Source organism: Pseudomonas sp. H3_A02 (assembly GCF_054671965.1).
The window spans coordinates 897,933-913,659 of sequence record NZ_CP162807.1 but is presented as its reverse complement, the minus strand read 5'-3'; the positions used below and the strand labels follow the sequence as shown (position 1 = coordinate 913,659).

Annotated in this window: 15 protein-coding genes; 2 read left to right on the top strand and 13 right to left on the bottom strand. The window is 60.8% G+C overall.

Translation table 11 applies throughout. The annotated features are described in order from the left end of the window. Window positions 1-179: 179 nt before the first annotated feature. Window positions 180-1,409, top strand: a complete 1,230-nt coding sequence (serA, locus tag AB4N80_RS03895) for a phosphoglycerate dehydrogenase (protein ID WP_122565165.1) — start codon at window positions 180-182, stop codon at window positions 1,407-1,409. A 196-nt stretch (window positions 1,410-1,605) separates the two neighbouring features. Here the strand turns inward: serA and AB4N80_RS03890 are convergent, their stop codons facing one another. Next, window positions 1,606-2,031: a DUF4399 domain-containing protein gene (locus tag AB4N80_RS03890; protein WP_305469193.1), complete on the bottom strand. Its 426-nt coding sequence runs from the start codon at window positions 2,029-2,031 to the stop codon at window positions 1,606-1,608. Between the two features lie 133 nt (window positions 2,032-2,164). Between AB4N80_RS03890 and AB4N80_RS03885 the strand changes: the two genes are divergently transcribed. Further along, window positions 2,165-2,731: a transporter substrate-binding domain-containing protein gene (locus AB4N80_RS03885; RefSeq protein ID WP_122565166.1), complete on the top strand. Its 567-nt coding sequence runs from the start codon at window positions 2,165-2,167 to the stop codon at window positions 2,729-2,731. A gap of 160 nt (window positions 2,732-2,891) precedes the next feature. Here the strand turns inward: AB4N80_RS03885 and AB4N80_RS03880 are convergent, their stop codons facing one another. From AB4N80_RS03880 to AB4N80_RS03825, 12 genes are all read right to left on the bottom strand, one after another. After that, window positions 2,892-3,521 (bottom strand): class I SAM-dependent methyltransferase, encoded by a 630-nt coding sequence (locus tag AB4N80_RS03880; RefSeq protein ID WP_460080770.1) that lies wholly within the window; start codon window positions 3,519-3,521, stop codon window positions 2,892-2,894. A gap of 204 nt (window positions 3,522-3,725) precedes the next feature. Further along, window positions 3,726-4,370 carry a methionine ABC transporter permease gene (locus AB4N80_RS03875; RefSeq protein ID WP_122565169.1) on the bottom strand — a complete coding sequence of 215 codons (645 nt, stop codon included), beginning with the start codon at window positions 4,368-4,370 and terminating at the stop codon, window positions 3,726-3,728. Continuing rightward, window positions 4,360-5,484, bottom strand: a complete 1,125-nt coding sequence (locus AB4N80_RS03870; protein WP_122565170.1) for a methionine ABC transporter ATP-binding protein — start codon at window positions 5,482-5,484, stop codon at window positions 4,360-4,362. Before AB4N80_RS03870 ends, AB4N80_RS03875 begins: the two co-directional genes overlap by 11 nt. Before the next feature lies 1 nt (window position 5,485). After that, window positions 5,486-6,295: a MetQ/NlpA family ABC transporter substrate-binding protein gene (locus AB4N80_RS03865; RefSeq protein ID WP_122565171.1), complete on the bottom strand. Its 810-nt coding sequence runs from the start codon at window positions 6,293-6,295 to the stop codon at window positions 5,486-5,488. A gap of 185 nt (window positions 6,296-6,480) precedes the next feature. Next, entirely contained in the window at window positions 6,481-7,839 is a 1,359-nt protein-coding gene (locus AB4N80_RS03860; protein WP_122565172.1) for an LLM class flavin-dependent oxidoreductase, read from the bottom strand. Further along, complete coding sequence (locus AB4N80_RS03855) at window positions 7,839-9,032, bottom strand: SfnB family sulfur acquisition oxidoreductase (RefSeq protein WP_122565173.1); 1,194 nt, start codon at window positions 9,030-9,032, stop codon at window positions 7,839-7,841. The genes AB4N80_RS03860 and AB4N80_RS03855 overlap by 1 nt, the downstream gene beginning before the upstream one ends. A 23-nt stretch (window positions 9,033-9,055) precedes the next feature. Continuing rightward, the gene (locus tag AB4N80_RS03850; RefSeq protein ID WP_305491504.1) at window positions 9,056-10,297 is read right to left on the bottom strand and encodes an SfnB family sulfur acquisition oxidoreductase; all 1,242 of its coding nucleotides are present in this window, start codon (window positions 10,295-10,297) and stop codon (window positions 9,056-9,058) included. Between the two features lie 420 nt (window positions 10,298-10,717). Further along, on the bottom strand, window positions 10,718-11,488 hold the full coding sequence (locus tag AB4N80_RS03845; RefSeq protein WP_122565175.1) for a hypothetical protein: 771 nt from the start codon (window positions 11,486-11,488) through the stop codon (window positions 10,718-10,720). A gap of 510 nt (window positions 11,489-11,998) precedes the next feature. After that, entirely contained in the window at window positions 11,999-12,760 is a 762-nt protein-coding gene (tcyN, locus tag AB4N80_RS03840; protein WP_122565176.1) for an L-cystine ABC transporter ATP-binding protein TcyN, read from the bottom strand. A gap of 3 nt (window positions 12,761-12,763) precedes the next feature. Beyond that, window positions 12,764-13,429 (bottom strand): cystine ABC transporter permease, encoded by a 666-nt coding sequence (tcyL, locus tag AB4N80_RS03835; protein WP_163006689.1) that lies wholly within the window; start codon window positions 13,427-13,429, stop codon window positions 12,764-12,766. Further along, window positions 13,429-14,229 (bottom strand): cystine ABC transporter substrate-binding protein, encoded by an 801-nt coding sequence (tcyJ, locus tag AB4N80_RS03830; RefSeq protein ID WP_122565177.1) that lies wholly within the window; start codon window positions 14,227-14,229, stop codon window positions 13,429-13,431. Before tcyJ ends, tcyL begins: the two co-directional genes overlap by 1 nt. Window positions 14,230-14,543: 314 nt before the next feature. Next, window positions 14,544-15,542 (bottom strand): D-cysteine desulfhydrase, encoded by a 999-nt coding sequence (locus AB4N80_RS03825; protein WP_305469210.1) that lies wholly within the window; start codon window positions 15,540-15,542, stop codon window positions 14,544-14,546. Between the last annotated feature and the right edge of the window lie 185 nt (window positions 15,543-15,727).

Here is a 15,727-nt window from a genome sequence, read left to right as displayed (position 1 = left end):
GTCATCCTGAGAACGCTTCACGTCGCAGGAATGAGTGTTTGCGGGGTGCGTATGCTAGCATACCGACCCCGCAGCGTAGTGCCCAACGGCTGTTCTGCGGCGACGGCTGTCACGCCGGTCGGGCCAGCATGCGCTGTCCGATTCCCTGCCATTTTTCTCCGGGACACAGGTTTACGCAGATGAGCAAGACTTCTCTCGATAAGAGCAAGATCAAGTTCCTTCTTCTCGAAGGCGTCCACCAATCGGCTGTCGACGTCCTCAAGTCGGCGGGCTACACCAGCATCGAGTACATCACCAGTTCTCTGCCGGAAGCCCAGCTCAAGGAAAAGATCGCCGATGCTCACTTCATCGGTATTCGCTCCCGTACTCAACTGACCGAAGAGATCTTCGACCACGCCAAGAAGCTGGTGGCGGTCGGCTGCTTCTGCATCGGCACCAACCAGGTTGACCTCAACGCGGCGCGCGAGCGCGGTATCGCAGTGTTCAACGCGCCGTACTCCAACACCCGTTCCGTTGCCGAGCTGGTGCTGGCCGAAGCGATCCTGTTGCTGCGCGGCATCCCTGAGAAGAACGCTTCCTGCCACCGTGGCGGCTGGATCAAGAGCGCGGCCAACTCCTTCGAAATCCGTGGCAAGAAGCTGGGTATCGTCGGCTACGGCTCGATCGGCACGCAGTTGTCGGTCCTGGCTGAAGGCCTGGGCATGCAAGTGTACTTCTACGACACCGTGACCAAGCTGCCCTTGGGCAACGCCACCCAAGTCAACGACTTGCACGAGCTGCTGGGCATGTCCGACATCGTGACCCTGCACGTGCCGGAAACCGCCGCCACCCAGTGGATGATCGGCGAGAAGGAAATCCGTGCCATCAAGAAGGGCGGGATTCTGATCAACGCCGCGCGTGGCACCGTGGTCAAGCTCGATGCCCTGGCCGACGCGATCAAGGACAAGCACCTGATCGGCGCCGCCATCGACGTGTTCCCGGTGGAGCCTCGCTCCAACGACGACATCTTCGAAAGCCCGCTGCGTGGCCTGGACAACGTGATCCTGACCCCGCACATCGGCGGTTCCACCGCTGAAGCCCAAGCCAACATCGGCCTGGAAGTGGCGGAGAAACTGGTCAAGTACAGCGACAACGGTACGTCGGTGTCGTCGGTGAACTTCCCGGAAGTGGCCCTGCCGGCACACCCTGGCAAGCACCGCCTGTTGCACATCCACGAGAACATCCCGGGTGTGATGAGCGAGATCAACAAGGTCTTCGCCGAAAACGGCATCAACATTTCCGGTCAGTTCCTGCAGACCAACGAGAAAGTCGGCTACGTCGTGATCGACGTCGACGCCGAATACTCGGACCTGGCGCAAGAGAAGCTGCAGCACATCAATGGCACGATTCGTTGCCGGGTGTTGTTCTAAGGCGCAGTAACGAGCTACTAGCCGAATAAAAACGGGAGCCTCGCAAGGGGCTCCCGTTTTTTCTGTCGTACACATAACCTGTGGGAGCGGGCTTGCTCGCGAAGGCGGTGTGTCAGTCTATGTATTTCTGGCTGATACACCGCCTTCGCGAGCAAGCCCGCTCCCACAGGGTTTTGCGGTTCTTCAGTGAGTGCCGTTATTTCACATTCACCGTGATTTTCTTGGACACGATCGACGGGTCGAACGGCATGTGGCCGCTGTCGCCCAGGATCAATTGCAAGGTGTGCTTGCCCGGGGCCAGTTTGATATCGGCCTGGGTTTGCGCCTTGCCGAAGTGCATGTGGTTGGCGTCGGTCGGAATCGGCGCGCCGGCGGCAGGCAGCTTGTCGACATCGATCAGCAAGTGGTGATGGCCAGTGTTCTTGGTCACATCGCCCGCCGGGGCCAGGGCGATGTTCTTGACGCCGAACTTGACCGTGAATTCCTGGGCAACGGTGGCGCCGTCTGCCGGGGAAACGATGAACACTTCAGCACCTTTGGGCGCCGGTGTCGCGGCGCTTGCCAGCATCGAAGCGCCCAATAACAGACCGGCCAACGCGGCACGAGACATAAAGCTTTTCATTTTTTTCTCCAGTTTTTCCATGAAATCCGCCTGGCCATCACAACTTCATGACCAATCGTTGTCGAAGCCTGCAACAACCATAGCAAAGCGAGCCTGAAATGAGCGTCGCTTGTATAAATACAAAGGAGTGACCATGCGCTTTCTGCCTGGCCTGATTTGCCTGCTACCCCTTTTGAGCCCCCTGGCTCATGCCGAACTGATCGATGACATCAATGACCGTGGCGAACTGCGCATCGCCCTCGAGGCCAACACCGCGCCCTTCAACTTCAAGGAAGACGGCAAACTCACCGGCTTCGAAGTGGAACTGGGTGAAATGCTCGCGGCTGAACTCGATGTACGCCCCGATTTTGTGGTCACCGATGCCGCGGATCTGCTGCCCGGTGTGGAGAGCGGCAAGTACGACGTTGCCATCAACCACATAGCAATGACCCCGGAACTGGCCGAACGTTTCGACCTCAGTGCCGCTTACAGCCGTCCGGATGCACAACTGCTGGCGAGCAAGGAGGAGCCGCAGCGTCCGTTGGTCATGGCGCAGTCGTTCCAGCCGGAAGAAAAGAGCGGCCCGCCGCCGAGCCTGGTGATTCCGTTCCAGAAGGGCAATCCGGCGTTCAAGGCCAGCCTGGACAACGCCCTGACGCGTATCAAGGATGACGGGAGGCTGGAGCAGTTGTCGCAGAAGTGGTTGAAAAAACAGGAGTGAAGCTTCCAGGCGATGAGGCCAAACCATCGAGCTTCATTGATTGTTGCACCGCTATCGCGAGCAAGCTCGCTCCCACACTTGATCAGTTGTGAACTCATAATCTGTGAGCACCGCAGTTCCAATGTGGGAGCGAGCTTGCTCGCGATGGCGTCCTCAAATCCTAAGCAGGTCTACGCCAGACACTCGCCAACCAAGGCTGCTGCTCTCGCGGCAGTCCCGCCGGACGATAGTAATGCTCCAGTTCCACGAAGCCTGCTTCGCCAAGCAGCGTGCGCCAGGCCGCGAGGTCGTGGTAGGCGCCGAAGCGCTGGCCGTTCCAGCCTTCCTGGTTTTCGCCCCGAGGATTGGAGCTGAACAGCACGCCGCCGGGCTTGAGCGTGGTGTGCAGTTGTTTGAGCACCCGCGGCAGTTCCTGGACGGGGACATGAAACAGCACCGCGTTGGCGAAAATCCCGTCAAAGCGCTCGGCCGGCAGGTCGAGTTCCAGGAAGTCCTGTTGCCACACTTCACAGCCGCTGTCCTGGCGTGCCATCCGGGCGAATTCCGCTGAACCGTCGAGGCCGACCGCGACATGGCCCATGGTCGTGAATGTACGCAGGTCGCGCCCCGGGCCGCAGCCGAAATCCAGGATGTGCAGTGGGGCCTGGCCCTGGATGTGGCGCAGCAGGGCGTCGATGTTCTGGCTGACATCGTGGTCGCGGGTGCCTTCGCGAAAGCTCTCGGCCACGGCGTTGTAATGGCTCAGGGTCGTGGCGGTGATGGCGTGCAGGTCGTCGGCGGTGTGTTTCATGGGTGTGGGGCTTGGGTGAGGAGTGTCAGCCGACTATACCGCAAGCCCGCTGATCTGCCTGTGGGAGCAAAGCTGGCTCGCGATTGCAGTCGTCCAGTTGGCATCCATGTTGGATGGAATACTGCTATCGCGAGCCAGCTTTGCTCCCACAGGTCAACTGCTCCCACAGGTCAACTGCTCCCACAGGTCAACTGCTCCCATAGGTCAGCGTTTGTTCAGGCCGCGCGCCAGGCGGTCCCCCCCCAATTGGATCACGGCGACCAACGCGACCAGTAACACGATCACCGTGAGCATGATCTGGCTGTCGAAACGCTGATAGCCATAGCGGTAGGCGATGTCGCCCAGGCCGCCGGCGCCGATCGCTCCGGCCATGGCCGAGGAGTTGATCATGGTCACCAAGGTGATGGTGAAACCGCCGACGATGCCCGGCAGGGCTTCGGGCAGCAGCACATGCCAGACAATGTGCCAACGTCGGCAACCCATGGCCTGGGCCGCTTCGATCAAGCCATGGTCGACTTCCCGCAGGCTGACTTCGGCGATACGGGCGAAGAACGGCGTGGCGGCGATGGTCAGCGGTACGACCGCGGCCCACACGCCATAGGTGGTGCCGACGATCAGCCGGGTGAACGGAATCAGCGCCACCATCAGAATCAGGAACGGTATCGAGCGGAACAGGTTCACGAACGCGCCCAGGGCCCGGTTCAAGGTCGGCGCTTCATAGATCCCGCCCTTGCCGCTGGTGACCAGGATCACCGCCAGCGGTATGCCCGCCAGCAACGCGATCAACGACGACACGCCGACCATCAGGAACGTGTCGATGAAACCCTGCAACAACCGATCAAACCACATAACCCAGTACCTCCACCCGTTGCGCCCAATTGCCCGCCCGTTGACGCAGTTCCTCGGCGCCCCACGACGAGCCGCTCACGGCCAGTAGCAGTTGCCCCAGCCCGTGGCCCTGAATCCGTTCGATGCCGCCGTGCAGCAATCGCACCCGCCCACCGAGGGCGCTGAACAAGGCGGCGAGATCCGGTTCCTCACGCTCTATGCCGGTGAATTGCAGGCGCAGCACCGTCGCCGCATCCGCCGACGCCGGCTGTACCTGCAAGCGACTTTGCAGTTCTTCCGGGATGGCGTGTTGCAACGGTGCCAGCAGCGTCCGGCTGACCTCGTGTTGTGGGTTGCCGAAGACTTCCCAGACCGGTCCTTGCTCGACGATTCGCCCCTGCTCGAGCACCACGACCCGGTCGCAGACTTCGCGAATCACCGCCATCTCATGGGTGATCAAGACGATGGTCAGGCCCAGCCGCTGGTTGATCTCGCGCAGCAGGCCGAGGATCGATTGGGTGGTCTCCGGATCCAGGGCCGAGGTGGCCTCGTCGCACAACAATATCTGCGGGTCATGCACCAGCGCCCGAGCAATCCCCACCCGTTGCTTCTGCCCGCCGGAAAGCTGCGCCGGATAGGCCTGGTGCTTGCCATCCAGGCCCACCAGTTCCAGCAGCTCGCGGACTTTGCGCTGGCGCTGTTCCTTGGGCACACCGGCGACTTTCAGGGGCAGTTCAACGTTCTGCCACACGGTCTTGGCCGACATCAGGTTGAAGTGCTGGAAGATCATGCCGATACGCCTGCGCAGTTCCACCAGGCGGTCTTCATCGAACTCGCCGATGTCCACCCGGTCGATCAACACCCGGCCGCTGGTGGGTTGCTCGAGGCGGTTGATGGTGCGGATCAGTGATGATTTTCCGGCGCCGCTGCGGCCGATGATGCCGAACACCTCGCCGCGCTGAATCGCCAGGTCGATGCCTTGCAGCGCGGCCACCGGGCCCTGGCTGCCGTTGTAGGTCTTGCCCAGGCCGATGAAGCGCACATGGGCGCGGTTCAGCTCTGGGTGCAGTTCGGTCTGGTCGGCGCTTTGCGGCGCGGGGGCGTCATGGCGGAGTCGAGCGTTGACGGCGTTCATGTCAGCCTTCCCAGCCGGCTTGGTAGAGCTTGCCGTGGGCTTTGTCCAAGGCGGCGCGCACGGCGGGTGAGTGTTGGTAGATGTCGACGAACTTGATCAGCCGTGGGTCGTTCTGGTTCTTAGGCTGGATCACGAACTGAATCACGTATTCCTTGTGGTCGAGGCCGTCGAACAGCAAGGCTGAACTGGCATCGAAGGTCTTGGCCAGGCGGATGTAGGCCGGATATCCCTGCACCAGGTCGGCGTCTTCATAGGCGCGCACCAATTGCACGGCTTCGACTTGCAGGATCTTGAGCCGCTTCGGGTTGGCGATGATGTCATCTTCGGTGGCCTTGTAGCCGACGCCCGGCTTGAGGCTGATCAGCCCGGCCTTGGCCAGCAGTTGCAGGCCGCGACCGCTGTTGATCGGGTCGTTGGCAATGGCGACGCTGGCGCCTTCGGGCAGTTCGTCGAAGCTTTTGTATTTTTTCGAATAGAGACCGACGTTGTTGATGATCCCCGGCGCAAACGGCACCAGGTCGAACCCGGCGGCGGCCTTGGCATTTTCCAGGAACGGGATGTGCTGGAAGTAGTTCACGTCGATATCGCCCGAGGCCAGGCTGACGTTGGGCGCGATCCAGTCGCTGAACTCCACCAGCTCGACCTTCAGGCCTTGCTTGCCGGCTTCTTCGACGGCTGCTTCCAGGGGAATGGCGAACGCGGCGGTGGTGCCGATCTTCAACGGTGCGTCGGCGGCAAACAGCGCCGAGCTGAACAGGCCGAGGGCCAGGGCCAGTGCTTTGACTGGCAGGGTGAGGAGGTGTTTGGTCATGTCAGTTGTTCCAGTCATTTTAGGAGGCGGTGCATATTTTTTGTGGTGAACAGAGCGATGTGGGAGCAAGGCTTGCCCGCGATGAAGTTGATGCGGTCTCTCAAAAACCGAGGTGTCCGCATCGCGAGCAAGCTTTGCTCCCACAGTGCCTTGTTCCCACAGGGTCAGTGTCGGTAGCCCCAGGGTCAGTGCCGGTAGGTCGAGCCGGTGTGTTGTTCGGGCAAATGGGCCTCTGCGTGAAACAGCTTTTCGCGCAGGGTGCCGTTGTCGTATTCGGTCTTGTACGAGCCGCGTCGCTGCAACTCGGGGATCACCAGGTCGATGAAGTCCACGTAGCTTTGCGGCGTGACGATACGGGTCAGGTTGAAGCCGTCGAGGCCGGTTTCGGCGATCCACGATTCCAACTCATCGGCCACCTGTTCGGGCGATCCGACCAGGGTGATGTAGCGACCGCCCAGGGCGTGTTGCTCCAGCAATTTGCGCCGGGTCCAATCGTTGTTCTGCAGGGTCTTGGTGGCTGATTGGATGGCGTTGCTCTTGACGTACTGGATCGGCTCATCCAGTTCGTACTGGGAAAAATCGATCCCCGTCGACGCGGAAAAATGCGCCACCCCGGCCTCGGCGCTGGCGTAGCCCAGGTACTCGGCATGCTTGGCCCAGGCGGCCGCTTCGGTCTCGCCGACGATCACGTTCAAGCCCATGAACACCTTAATGTCCCCGGAGTTGCGCCCGGCCTCGGCGGCGCTGGCGCGGACCTTGTCCACCTGGGCCTTGGTCGCCGGTTTGTTCTGGCCGCTGATGAACACGCACTCGGCATGCTGCCCGGCGAACAACAAGCCGCGCTCGGAACTGCCGGCCTGGAACAGCACCGGGGTGCGTTGGGGCGACGGTTCGCACAGGTGATAGCCCTCGACCTGATAGAACTCGCCCTGGTGCCGGACCTTGTGCACTTTCTCCGGCAGGGCATAAATCCGTTGCTCGCGGTCGTTGATGACCGCGTTGTTTTCCCAACTACCCTCCCACAATTTGTAGAGCACTTGCAGGTATTCATCGGCCTGGTCGTAGCGGCGGTCATGCTCGACCTGCGCTGTCAGACCCATGGCCTTGGCTGCGCTGTCCAGATAGCCGGTGACGATGTTCCAGCCGACCCGGCCGCGACTCAGGTGGTCGAGGGTGCTCATGCGTCGGGCAAACAGGTAGGGCGGTTCGTAGGTCAGGTTGGCGGTGAGGCCGAAGCCGAGGTTTTTGGTCACGGCGGCCATCGCGGACACTAACAACAGCGGGTCATTGACCGGCAGTTGGATCGACTCCTTGAGCGTGACGTCCACTGACTGTTGGTACACGTCATAGACCCCGACGATGTCGGCGATGAACAGCCCGTCGAACAACCCGCGCTCGAGCAATTGCGCCAGGGCGGTCCAGTATTCGAGGGTGTTGAACTGAGTCGAGGTGTCCTGGGGATGAGTCCACAGGCCATGGTTGATGTGCCCGATGCAGTTCATGTTGAAGGCATTGAGGAGAATTTTTTTCTTGCCGGCCGCCATCAGATCGTCCCCCGCAGCGGCGGTTTTTCATCGTTGAGGTAGAAGTTGCCCACCGCGTGATATTTCCAGCGCACCGGGTCATGCAGGGTGTGCACCCGGGCGTTGCGCCAGTGACGGTCGAGGCCATGTTCGGCCAGGGTCGCCTGGCTGCCGGCCAGTTCGAACAGCGTGCTGCTGGCGGCCAGGGAAATTTCGGTGCTGATGGCGCGGGCTTCGGCCACGGCAATCGAGGCGGCGGCGACCGTGTCGGCCTGGGTGTCGGCCTGGGCCCGGTCGAGGAATTCACCGGCGCGTTCCAACAGGGCTTCGGCGGCATGCAGGCGGATGCTCAGTTGACCGAAACTCTTGAGGGTGTGCGGGTCTTCGGTGGCGACGTCGCTGGTGGCGTCGATCCAGGGGCGGGTTTTGCTGCGAACAAAATGCAGGGCGTCTTCATAGGCGGCGCGGGCGATGCCGGTGTCGATGGCGGCGTGAAGAATCTGCGCCAGCGGCCCCACCGGAGTGGGACGTTCGAAAGCGTTCTGGAAGGGCACGATGTCGTTGGCGGTGACATAGACATCTTCGAACACCACCGAACCGCTGCCCGTGGTGCGCTGGCCGAAACCGCTCCAGTCGTCGATCACCGTCAGGCCTTTGCTGTTGCGAGGAACAAACGCCAGTTGTTGCACGCCGTTTTCATCTACCACTGATGTGGGGATGCGCTGGGCATAGATTGCCCCCGTGGCGTAGAACTTGCGGCCGTTGATGCGATAGCCCTCGCCGTCACGGCGCAGTTGGGTGATGCGGTCGTGGGCGGTCTTGGTGCCGAGCTCCGCTAACGCATTGCCAAAACGCTGGCCGGCCAATACTTCGGCGTACAGGCGTTGTTTCTGCGACTCGCTGCCGTTCACCCGCAGCACTTCCAAGGCATAGAAGTGGTTTTGTGGGATCTGCCCCAGAGAGCCGTCAGCCTGAGCAATCAGCGCAATGACTTTGGCCAGGGTGACGTTGGACACCCCGGCTCCGCCGTAGGCCTTGGGCACACTGATGCCCCACAGGCCGGAGCGGGAAAAGGCCTCCAGCTCCGGGTACGGCAAGCGGCGCTCGCGGTCGCGCAGGGCGCTGTCGCGCTTGAAGTCATCGGCCAGGTCACTGGCCACGATCAGGGCTTGTTCATCGCTGGTGATCACCGCGACGTGTTGGGAAAGCGTCATGTACTGCTCCAGAGGTCGGGTCGTCAGATCCAGGAATGCCGGGCCGGCAAGGTGCCGTTCAGGTGGTAGGCGCCTACCGCGTGATACTTCCAGCGCACCGGATCGTGCAGGGTGTGGACCCGTGCGTTGCGCCAGTGGCGATCGAGATTGAATTCGGCGAGGGTGGCGCGGCTGCCGGCCAGCTCGAACAGTTTTTCGCTGGCCTGCAGGGCGATCTCGGTGGTGAGTGCCTTGGCTTCGGCCACGGCAATCGAGGCGCGAGCGGAAGATTGCGCTGTGATGGGCGCGGCACTGACTTGGTCCAGTACTTGTCCGGCCTTGCGCAGCAACGCTTCGGCGGCGTGCAACTCGATTTTCAGCTTGCCGATGTCGGCGATCACGTAGAGGTCATCACTGGCCCGCTCGACCTTGGCGTCGATCCAGGGCCGGGCCCGTTCGCGCACGAAGGCGATGGCATCGTCGATGGCGCCACGGGCGATGCCGGCATCGATGGCGGCCTGGATCAGTTGGGAAATCGCCCCTTGCACGCCGGGCGTTTCGTTGATGCGCCAGTTCTCCAGGACCAACTCGGCATCCACCCGCACATTGTTCAACAGCACGGTGCCGCTGGCCGTGGTGCGCTGGCCGAAGCCCGACCAATCGTCGACGATCCGCAGGCCCGGGGTGCCGCGCCGCACGAACGCCAGTACTTGCCGGCCCTCGTCATTCAGCGCCTTGACCGCGACCCAGTGGGCGAACAGTGCCCCAGTGGAATAGAACTTCTGGCCATTGATGACGAACCCGTCACCGTCGGCGGTGATCCGCGCCTTGAGTTCAAGGGTGTTGCGGGTGCCACGTTCGGGCCCGGCGTTGCCGATGCGCCAGCCTTCGAGCACGCTCTGCAACAGGATTTTTTTCTGCCGCTCGGTGCCGGTACCGAGAATCAGCTGGAGCACGCCGAACTGGTTTTGCGGGATCTGTCCCAGGGCCGGGTCGGCGGCGGAAATGATTGCGAATACGTCGGCCAGGGTGACGAACGAAACCTGCGGGCCGCCGTAGGCCCGGGGGATGGCGATGCTGCCCAGTCCGCTGCGGGTGAATTGCTCGATTTCCGCCCAGGGCAGCTTGCGTTGCTGGTCACGACGCGCCGCTTGCTGACGGGCGACTTGTGCCAGTTCATGGGCGGCTTTGATCGCCTCGGCATCGTTGCGCAACACCTGTGCGGGCAACAACAGCGGAGCGATGTCCTGGTCGCTCTGGACCTTTGCTTGCGCCAGATCCGACATTACAGCCACTCCGTGGCTGCGGGCAGTGCCTTGGCATACTGCACTGGGGTGATTGTGTTCCGTTCCATACCCACCTCACATCTCAAGAAACGCCGCGATGAAGGCGGCGAGCAAAAATCAAGAATGTCCGGTGGTCCGGTTTATATACCCTAATCGTGTGTAATTTATTTTTGAACTAACTTTTAGGAATATATATAGGTTGGTTTTAAATGGAGGACCGTATGCTCGCTTAGGGGCGAAGCCGCTTTTCGTGGCGAGGGAGCTTGCTCCCGCTATGTGGGAGCAAGGCTTGCCCGCGATGGACAGGATGCGGTCTTGCAGAATCGAGGCGCCTGTTTCGCGAGCAAGCTTTGCTCCCACAGCCCAAGCGGGAGCAAGCTCCCTCGCCACAAAAGCATGTGTATCGCCGAAACGTTTGCATCATGGCTCTCGGCGGCGCGTTTCGGCGGCCATGAACGCCGGTTTCGGTGACGTGCTCAAGTACGGATTGGCGCAACCGATCTTCAACGTCCGTGGCGGTGCCCAGTGGGAGTTGTTGCCCACGCGGTCGAGGATGCAGTAGGTCACTTCCAGGCGCAGGTCTTCTCCCGCCTCCAGGATGATCTGCGGCGGGACCCAGATATTGATCGGCTGGCCGACTTCGCTGGTGGTGAGCGCAGGCAAGTCCATGCGCACATCGCCCCAGCGCAGGGTCACGGCATCGCCGGCGGCCATGTTCCGGTAGGGCTCGATGGTCAGCGGTACGCCGCGCTTGATCTGGTTCGGGTTCACCCCTTGGCGCCGGATGGTGGCGGGAATGCGCACCGGCGCCAGGCTCTGGTTCTCGTCGCCGCTCTGGGCTGACGGTTGGCCGCCGGGACAATCGAGCTTCACCTGCACCTGTTGCTTGGCCGACAGCGCCGGCCCGCGTCCAACCTGCATTACCCGATAATGGATGCGCGAGGTACCGTTGACGATAAAACTCTCCGGGACGCGGAGGGTGATGGGGCCCGACACATCGGCCTGCGACAGCACGCGCGAGCCGACGTAGCAGTTGTCCCAGAACAGTTCGATCAGATCGCCCACGTCCATGCCGGGGTAAGGCGCAATAATCACCTCCAAGTGAGCGGCGTTGGCGATATTGATGCCAGTAGGGTGGGCATTGGCCAGGGTGGGGGCGGCCAGTTCAGGACTCTTCGACTTACATGTCATGGTGTTCTCCTTGATGCTTGAAAACTAAGTCCGTTTCGGGAAGATCAAAAGGCGATGGATCATCGCGACATATTTTTATTTGCGCAGCCCTATGGGCTGTCTGCGTCTAGTCACTGCGCAAACATCAAATAATGTGCGTTGCCTGTTGGGCACTAGATAAAGGGTCAATAGTTTCAGTGTCAATAGAGGCACTTGCCTAATAACTCATTGTGAAAGGCTTCAGAAACATCCTACGCGTGCGTGTTAAGAATGCGCGGCGCGGCAGGCAAATTTCCTAGGCTTGTCGGTTTTCCGACAAGGGCTCGAAACAGTGTATGGCAACTAGGCTTTAGAGGGCTGGGCTGCAGGGATATGTTACGAGAGGTCTATACAGACTGCTGCCTATATAGAGCAATTGAAGAAGTTAGTAGGGCGGAAGTTGCAAGTTGTGTCGTTCGGGTGAAGTGAATAGCGATGGCGTATTAGTTGTGCGACGGCCTCACTTCCATCCCTGGAAGTGATAACGCTGATTTACTGGCTGTCGTGTCCGGCAGAGAGAAACTTGCTGAGGAACTGTCGCGTACGTTCTTCCTTGGGGGCTGCAAACAAAGCCTTGGCTTCGCCTTGTTCGACGATCACGCCTTTGTCGAAAAACACCACACGGTTAGCCACGTCCCGGGCGAAGCCCATTTCGTGGGTCACGATGACCATGGTGCGTTTTTCTTCGGCCAGGCCGCGAATGGTTGCCAGGACCTCGCCCACCAGCTCCGGATCGAGGGCCGAGGTCGGCTCGTCGAACAGGATCACCGCCGGTTCCATCGCCAACGCCCGGGCGATCGCCACGCGCTGTTGCTGGCCACCGGAAAGACGTCGTGGGTAGGCGTCTTCCTTGCCGGACAGGCCGACCTTGGCCAAGAGCTTGCGGCCCAGGACCTCGGCTTCTGCGCGTGGAGTCTTTTTCACCACCAGCGGGCCTTCGATCACGTTCTCCAGCGCGGTGCGATGGGGAAACAGGTTGAAGTTCTGGAACACGAAGCCCACCTGCTGGCGCAAACGGCGCACCAGGCCCTGTTGCTGGTTCAGCGGGCGGCTGCCATCGATCTCGATGTCGCCGACCTTGATCCGGCCGCTGGAAGGCTCTTCGAGGAAGTTCAGGCAGCGCAGGAACGTCGTCTTGCCCGAGCCGCTAGGGCCGATGATCGCAACCACTTCGCCTTCTTCGATCTTCAGGTCGATGCCGTTGAGCACCACCTGACCCTTGAACTGCTTTGTCAGTTTTTCCACGACAATCATTGGTCAGGACTCCTGGTCATGCCGATTGACCCGGGCTTCCAGGACGTTCTGCAGGTGCGAGAGCACGGTGGCAAGAACCCAATAGATCAGCGCGGCGGCAAGGTACATGGTGAAGATTTCGAAGGTTCGTGCGGTGATCAGCTGCGCCTGGCGGAACAGCTCCGGCACCTGGATGGTCGCCGCCAGCGCGGTGTCCTTGACCAGGGAAATGAAGCTGTTGCCCAACGGCGGCAGGGCCGTACGTGCGGCTTGCGGCAGGATGGCCCGGCGCAGGGTCTGGGCGCGGGTCATGCCGATACTCGCCGCCGCTTCCCACTGGCCGCGCTCGATGGAACTGATGGCGGCCCGCAGGATTTCACACGCATAGGCTGCCATGTTCAGCGAGAAACCGATCAGGGCCGCGGGCAGCGGATCCAGCTCGATGCCCAGTTGCGGCAACCCGTAATAGATCACGAACAACTGCACCAGCAACGGCGTGCCGCGAAAGAACGACACGTAGATGCGGGCGATCCAGTTCACCAGTTTGAAGCGCGACAAGCGCATCAGCGCCAGGCCGAACCCCAGCAGCAGGCCGAAAAACATGCCGCCCAGGCTGAGGATGACCGTGTAATACGCGCCCTTGAGCAAAAAGGGCGCGGAGTCCAGTGCGAGTTGAAGAGCTGCTTCCATTATTGGGTAACGTCAGCGCTGAAGTATTTTTCCGAAAGCTTTTTCAGCGTACCGTCGGCGCGCAGTTTCTCGATGGCCTTGTTCACGGCCGCCAGCAACTCAGGCTCGCCTTTGCGCAGGGCAATACCGGACTCCTGACGCGAAAAGGCTTCGCTGGTGACGGTGGTGTCCTTGGCTTTCTTGGCGTATTCCAGCGCGGCCAGGCGGTCGATCAGGATGGTATCGATACGGCCGACACGCAGGTCCTGGAACTTGGTTGGGTCGTCATCGTAGGTTTTGACTTGGGCGCCCGGTACTTCAGCTTTTACCCACTGTTCGTAGTTGGTGCCCAGGCCCACGCCGACTTTTTTACCGTCCAGGTCAGCGGCCTTCTTGATGTTCAGCTCGTCGGCTTTCTTGGTCAGTACCAGCGCTTGAATCCCGGAAATGGTGTACGGCTCGGAGAAGTCATACTTTTTCTTACGTTCTTCGGAGATGGTCACCTGGTTGACCACGGCGTCCAGACGCTTGGATTCCAACGCCGCGAGGATGCCGGCCCATGGGGTCGTCTGCAGCTTGACCTTCACCCCCAGTTCCTTGGCCAGGGCTTCGGAGAATTCCACTTCGAAGCCGGTCAGCTTGCCGCTGTCATCAACGAAGCTGAACGGTGGATAAGTACCTTCCAAGCCGATCTTGATTTCGCCTTTGTCCTTGATTGCTTGCAGTTGCTCACCGGCAACTGCTTGCCCCAGCAGCCCGGCGCTCAATGCCAGGCCCAGCGAACCCACCAACAGGTTGCGACGTAATGCGGAAAAATTCATGACAAGCCCCTGTGTTTTCTTATGAAGAGGTTATTTTGGCTGAGATAAGGCGTAGCAGCGATCCGAAAAGATTGCCACATCCTGCCTTAAAGCAGCCTGGGCGTCTCGCGGCAAATGCGCCTGCGGCGAGACTATAAGTTGGCTTTTATAGATTGGAAAATAATATTAAATAAAACGCATATGTTTATTTGGAATGAAAATTTGTGGGAGCGAGCTTGCTCGCGATCGCGGTGGATCAGCAGAAATTTATGCAGTTGACATGCCGCTATCGCGAGCAAGCTCGCTCCCACAGAAGGCTTCCACCGAAGTCTTCACTAAGCCTGGAACGCCGCACTGTAGGCAAACAACGCCGGTGCGCCGCCGGTGTGCAGGAAGATGATCGGGCCTTCGTCGAAACGGTCGCGGCCAATGCCGTCGAGCAGGCCGGCCATGGCCTTGCCCGTGTAGACCGGATCGAGCAACAGGCCTTCCTGGCTGGACAGCAGCTTGACCGCCGCCAGTGTCCCGGCATTCGGTTCACCATAGCGAGGGGCGAAGTATTCATCCCACAGGTTCACCTTGAACGCTTCTGGAAGGGCGACGTCCAGCAACGCTGCCGTGCGCTCGGCCAGGCCCTGGACCTTCGGAAACTGGTCCTCCTCGCTGCGGGAAACCGTGACGCCAATGACCGCAAGCGCCGGCAGGCTTTCACTCAACGCCAGCGCCAGGCCGCTGTGGGTCCCGGCACTGCCCGAGGCCAGTACCACGGCAGCGAACTCGATCCCGGTGTCCTTGATCTGCTCGGCCAGTTCCAGGCCAGCACGCACATACCCCAGCGCGCCCAAGGCGTTCGAGCCGCCAATCGGCACCAGGTAGGGTTTTTTCCCATTGCTGCGCAAGCGAGCGGCGAGGGCCTGCAATTGCTCGTCGGCGTTGTCCAGGTTGTCCACCAGCTCGACCTTGGCGTCGAACAGCTCCAGCAACAGCCGGTTGCCGTTGCCCAGGTAATTGCTGTCTTCGGTGCCGATGGGGTTTTCCAGCAAGGCGACACAACCCAGGCCGAGCTTCGCGGCCAGGGCGGCGGTCTGGCGAACGTGGTTGGACTGGATCGCCCCGGCCGTGATGAGGGTATCGGCACCCTGAGCGATGGCATCGGCGGCCAGGTATTCGAGCTTGCGCAGTTTGTTGCCGCCCAAGGCCAGGGGCGTCAGGTCGTCGCGCTTGATATAGATGTCCCGGCCGAGCCAGGTGGAGAGGCGGTCGAGTTTTTCCAGCGGTGTCGGATGGTCGAGCAGGTCGAGACGGTTAAAGCGAGACAACTGTTCTTTGATCATGAGTCCGTACTGGTTGTAGGCGATGTCTGGACTATAGGCACGCCGATATTCAGGGGCAACCGGCAATCATGGGTCGGAGTGTAAACGGGGTGGCGAATGATGAGTGATCGTCGAAAAACCTGTGGGAGCGAGCTTGCTCGCGATAGCGGTGGGTCAGTTGGCCTATTTATTTACTGACCTACCGC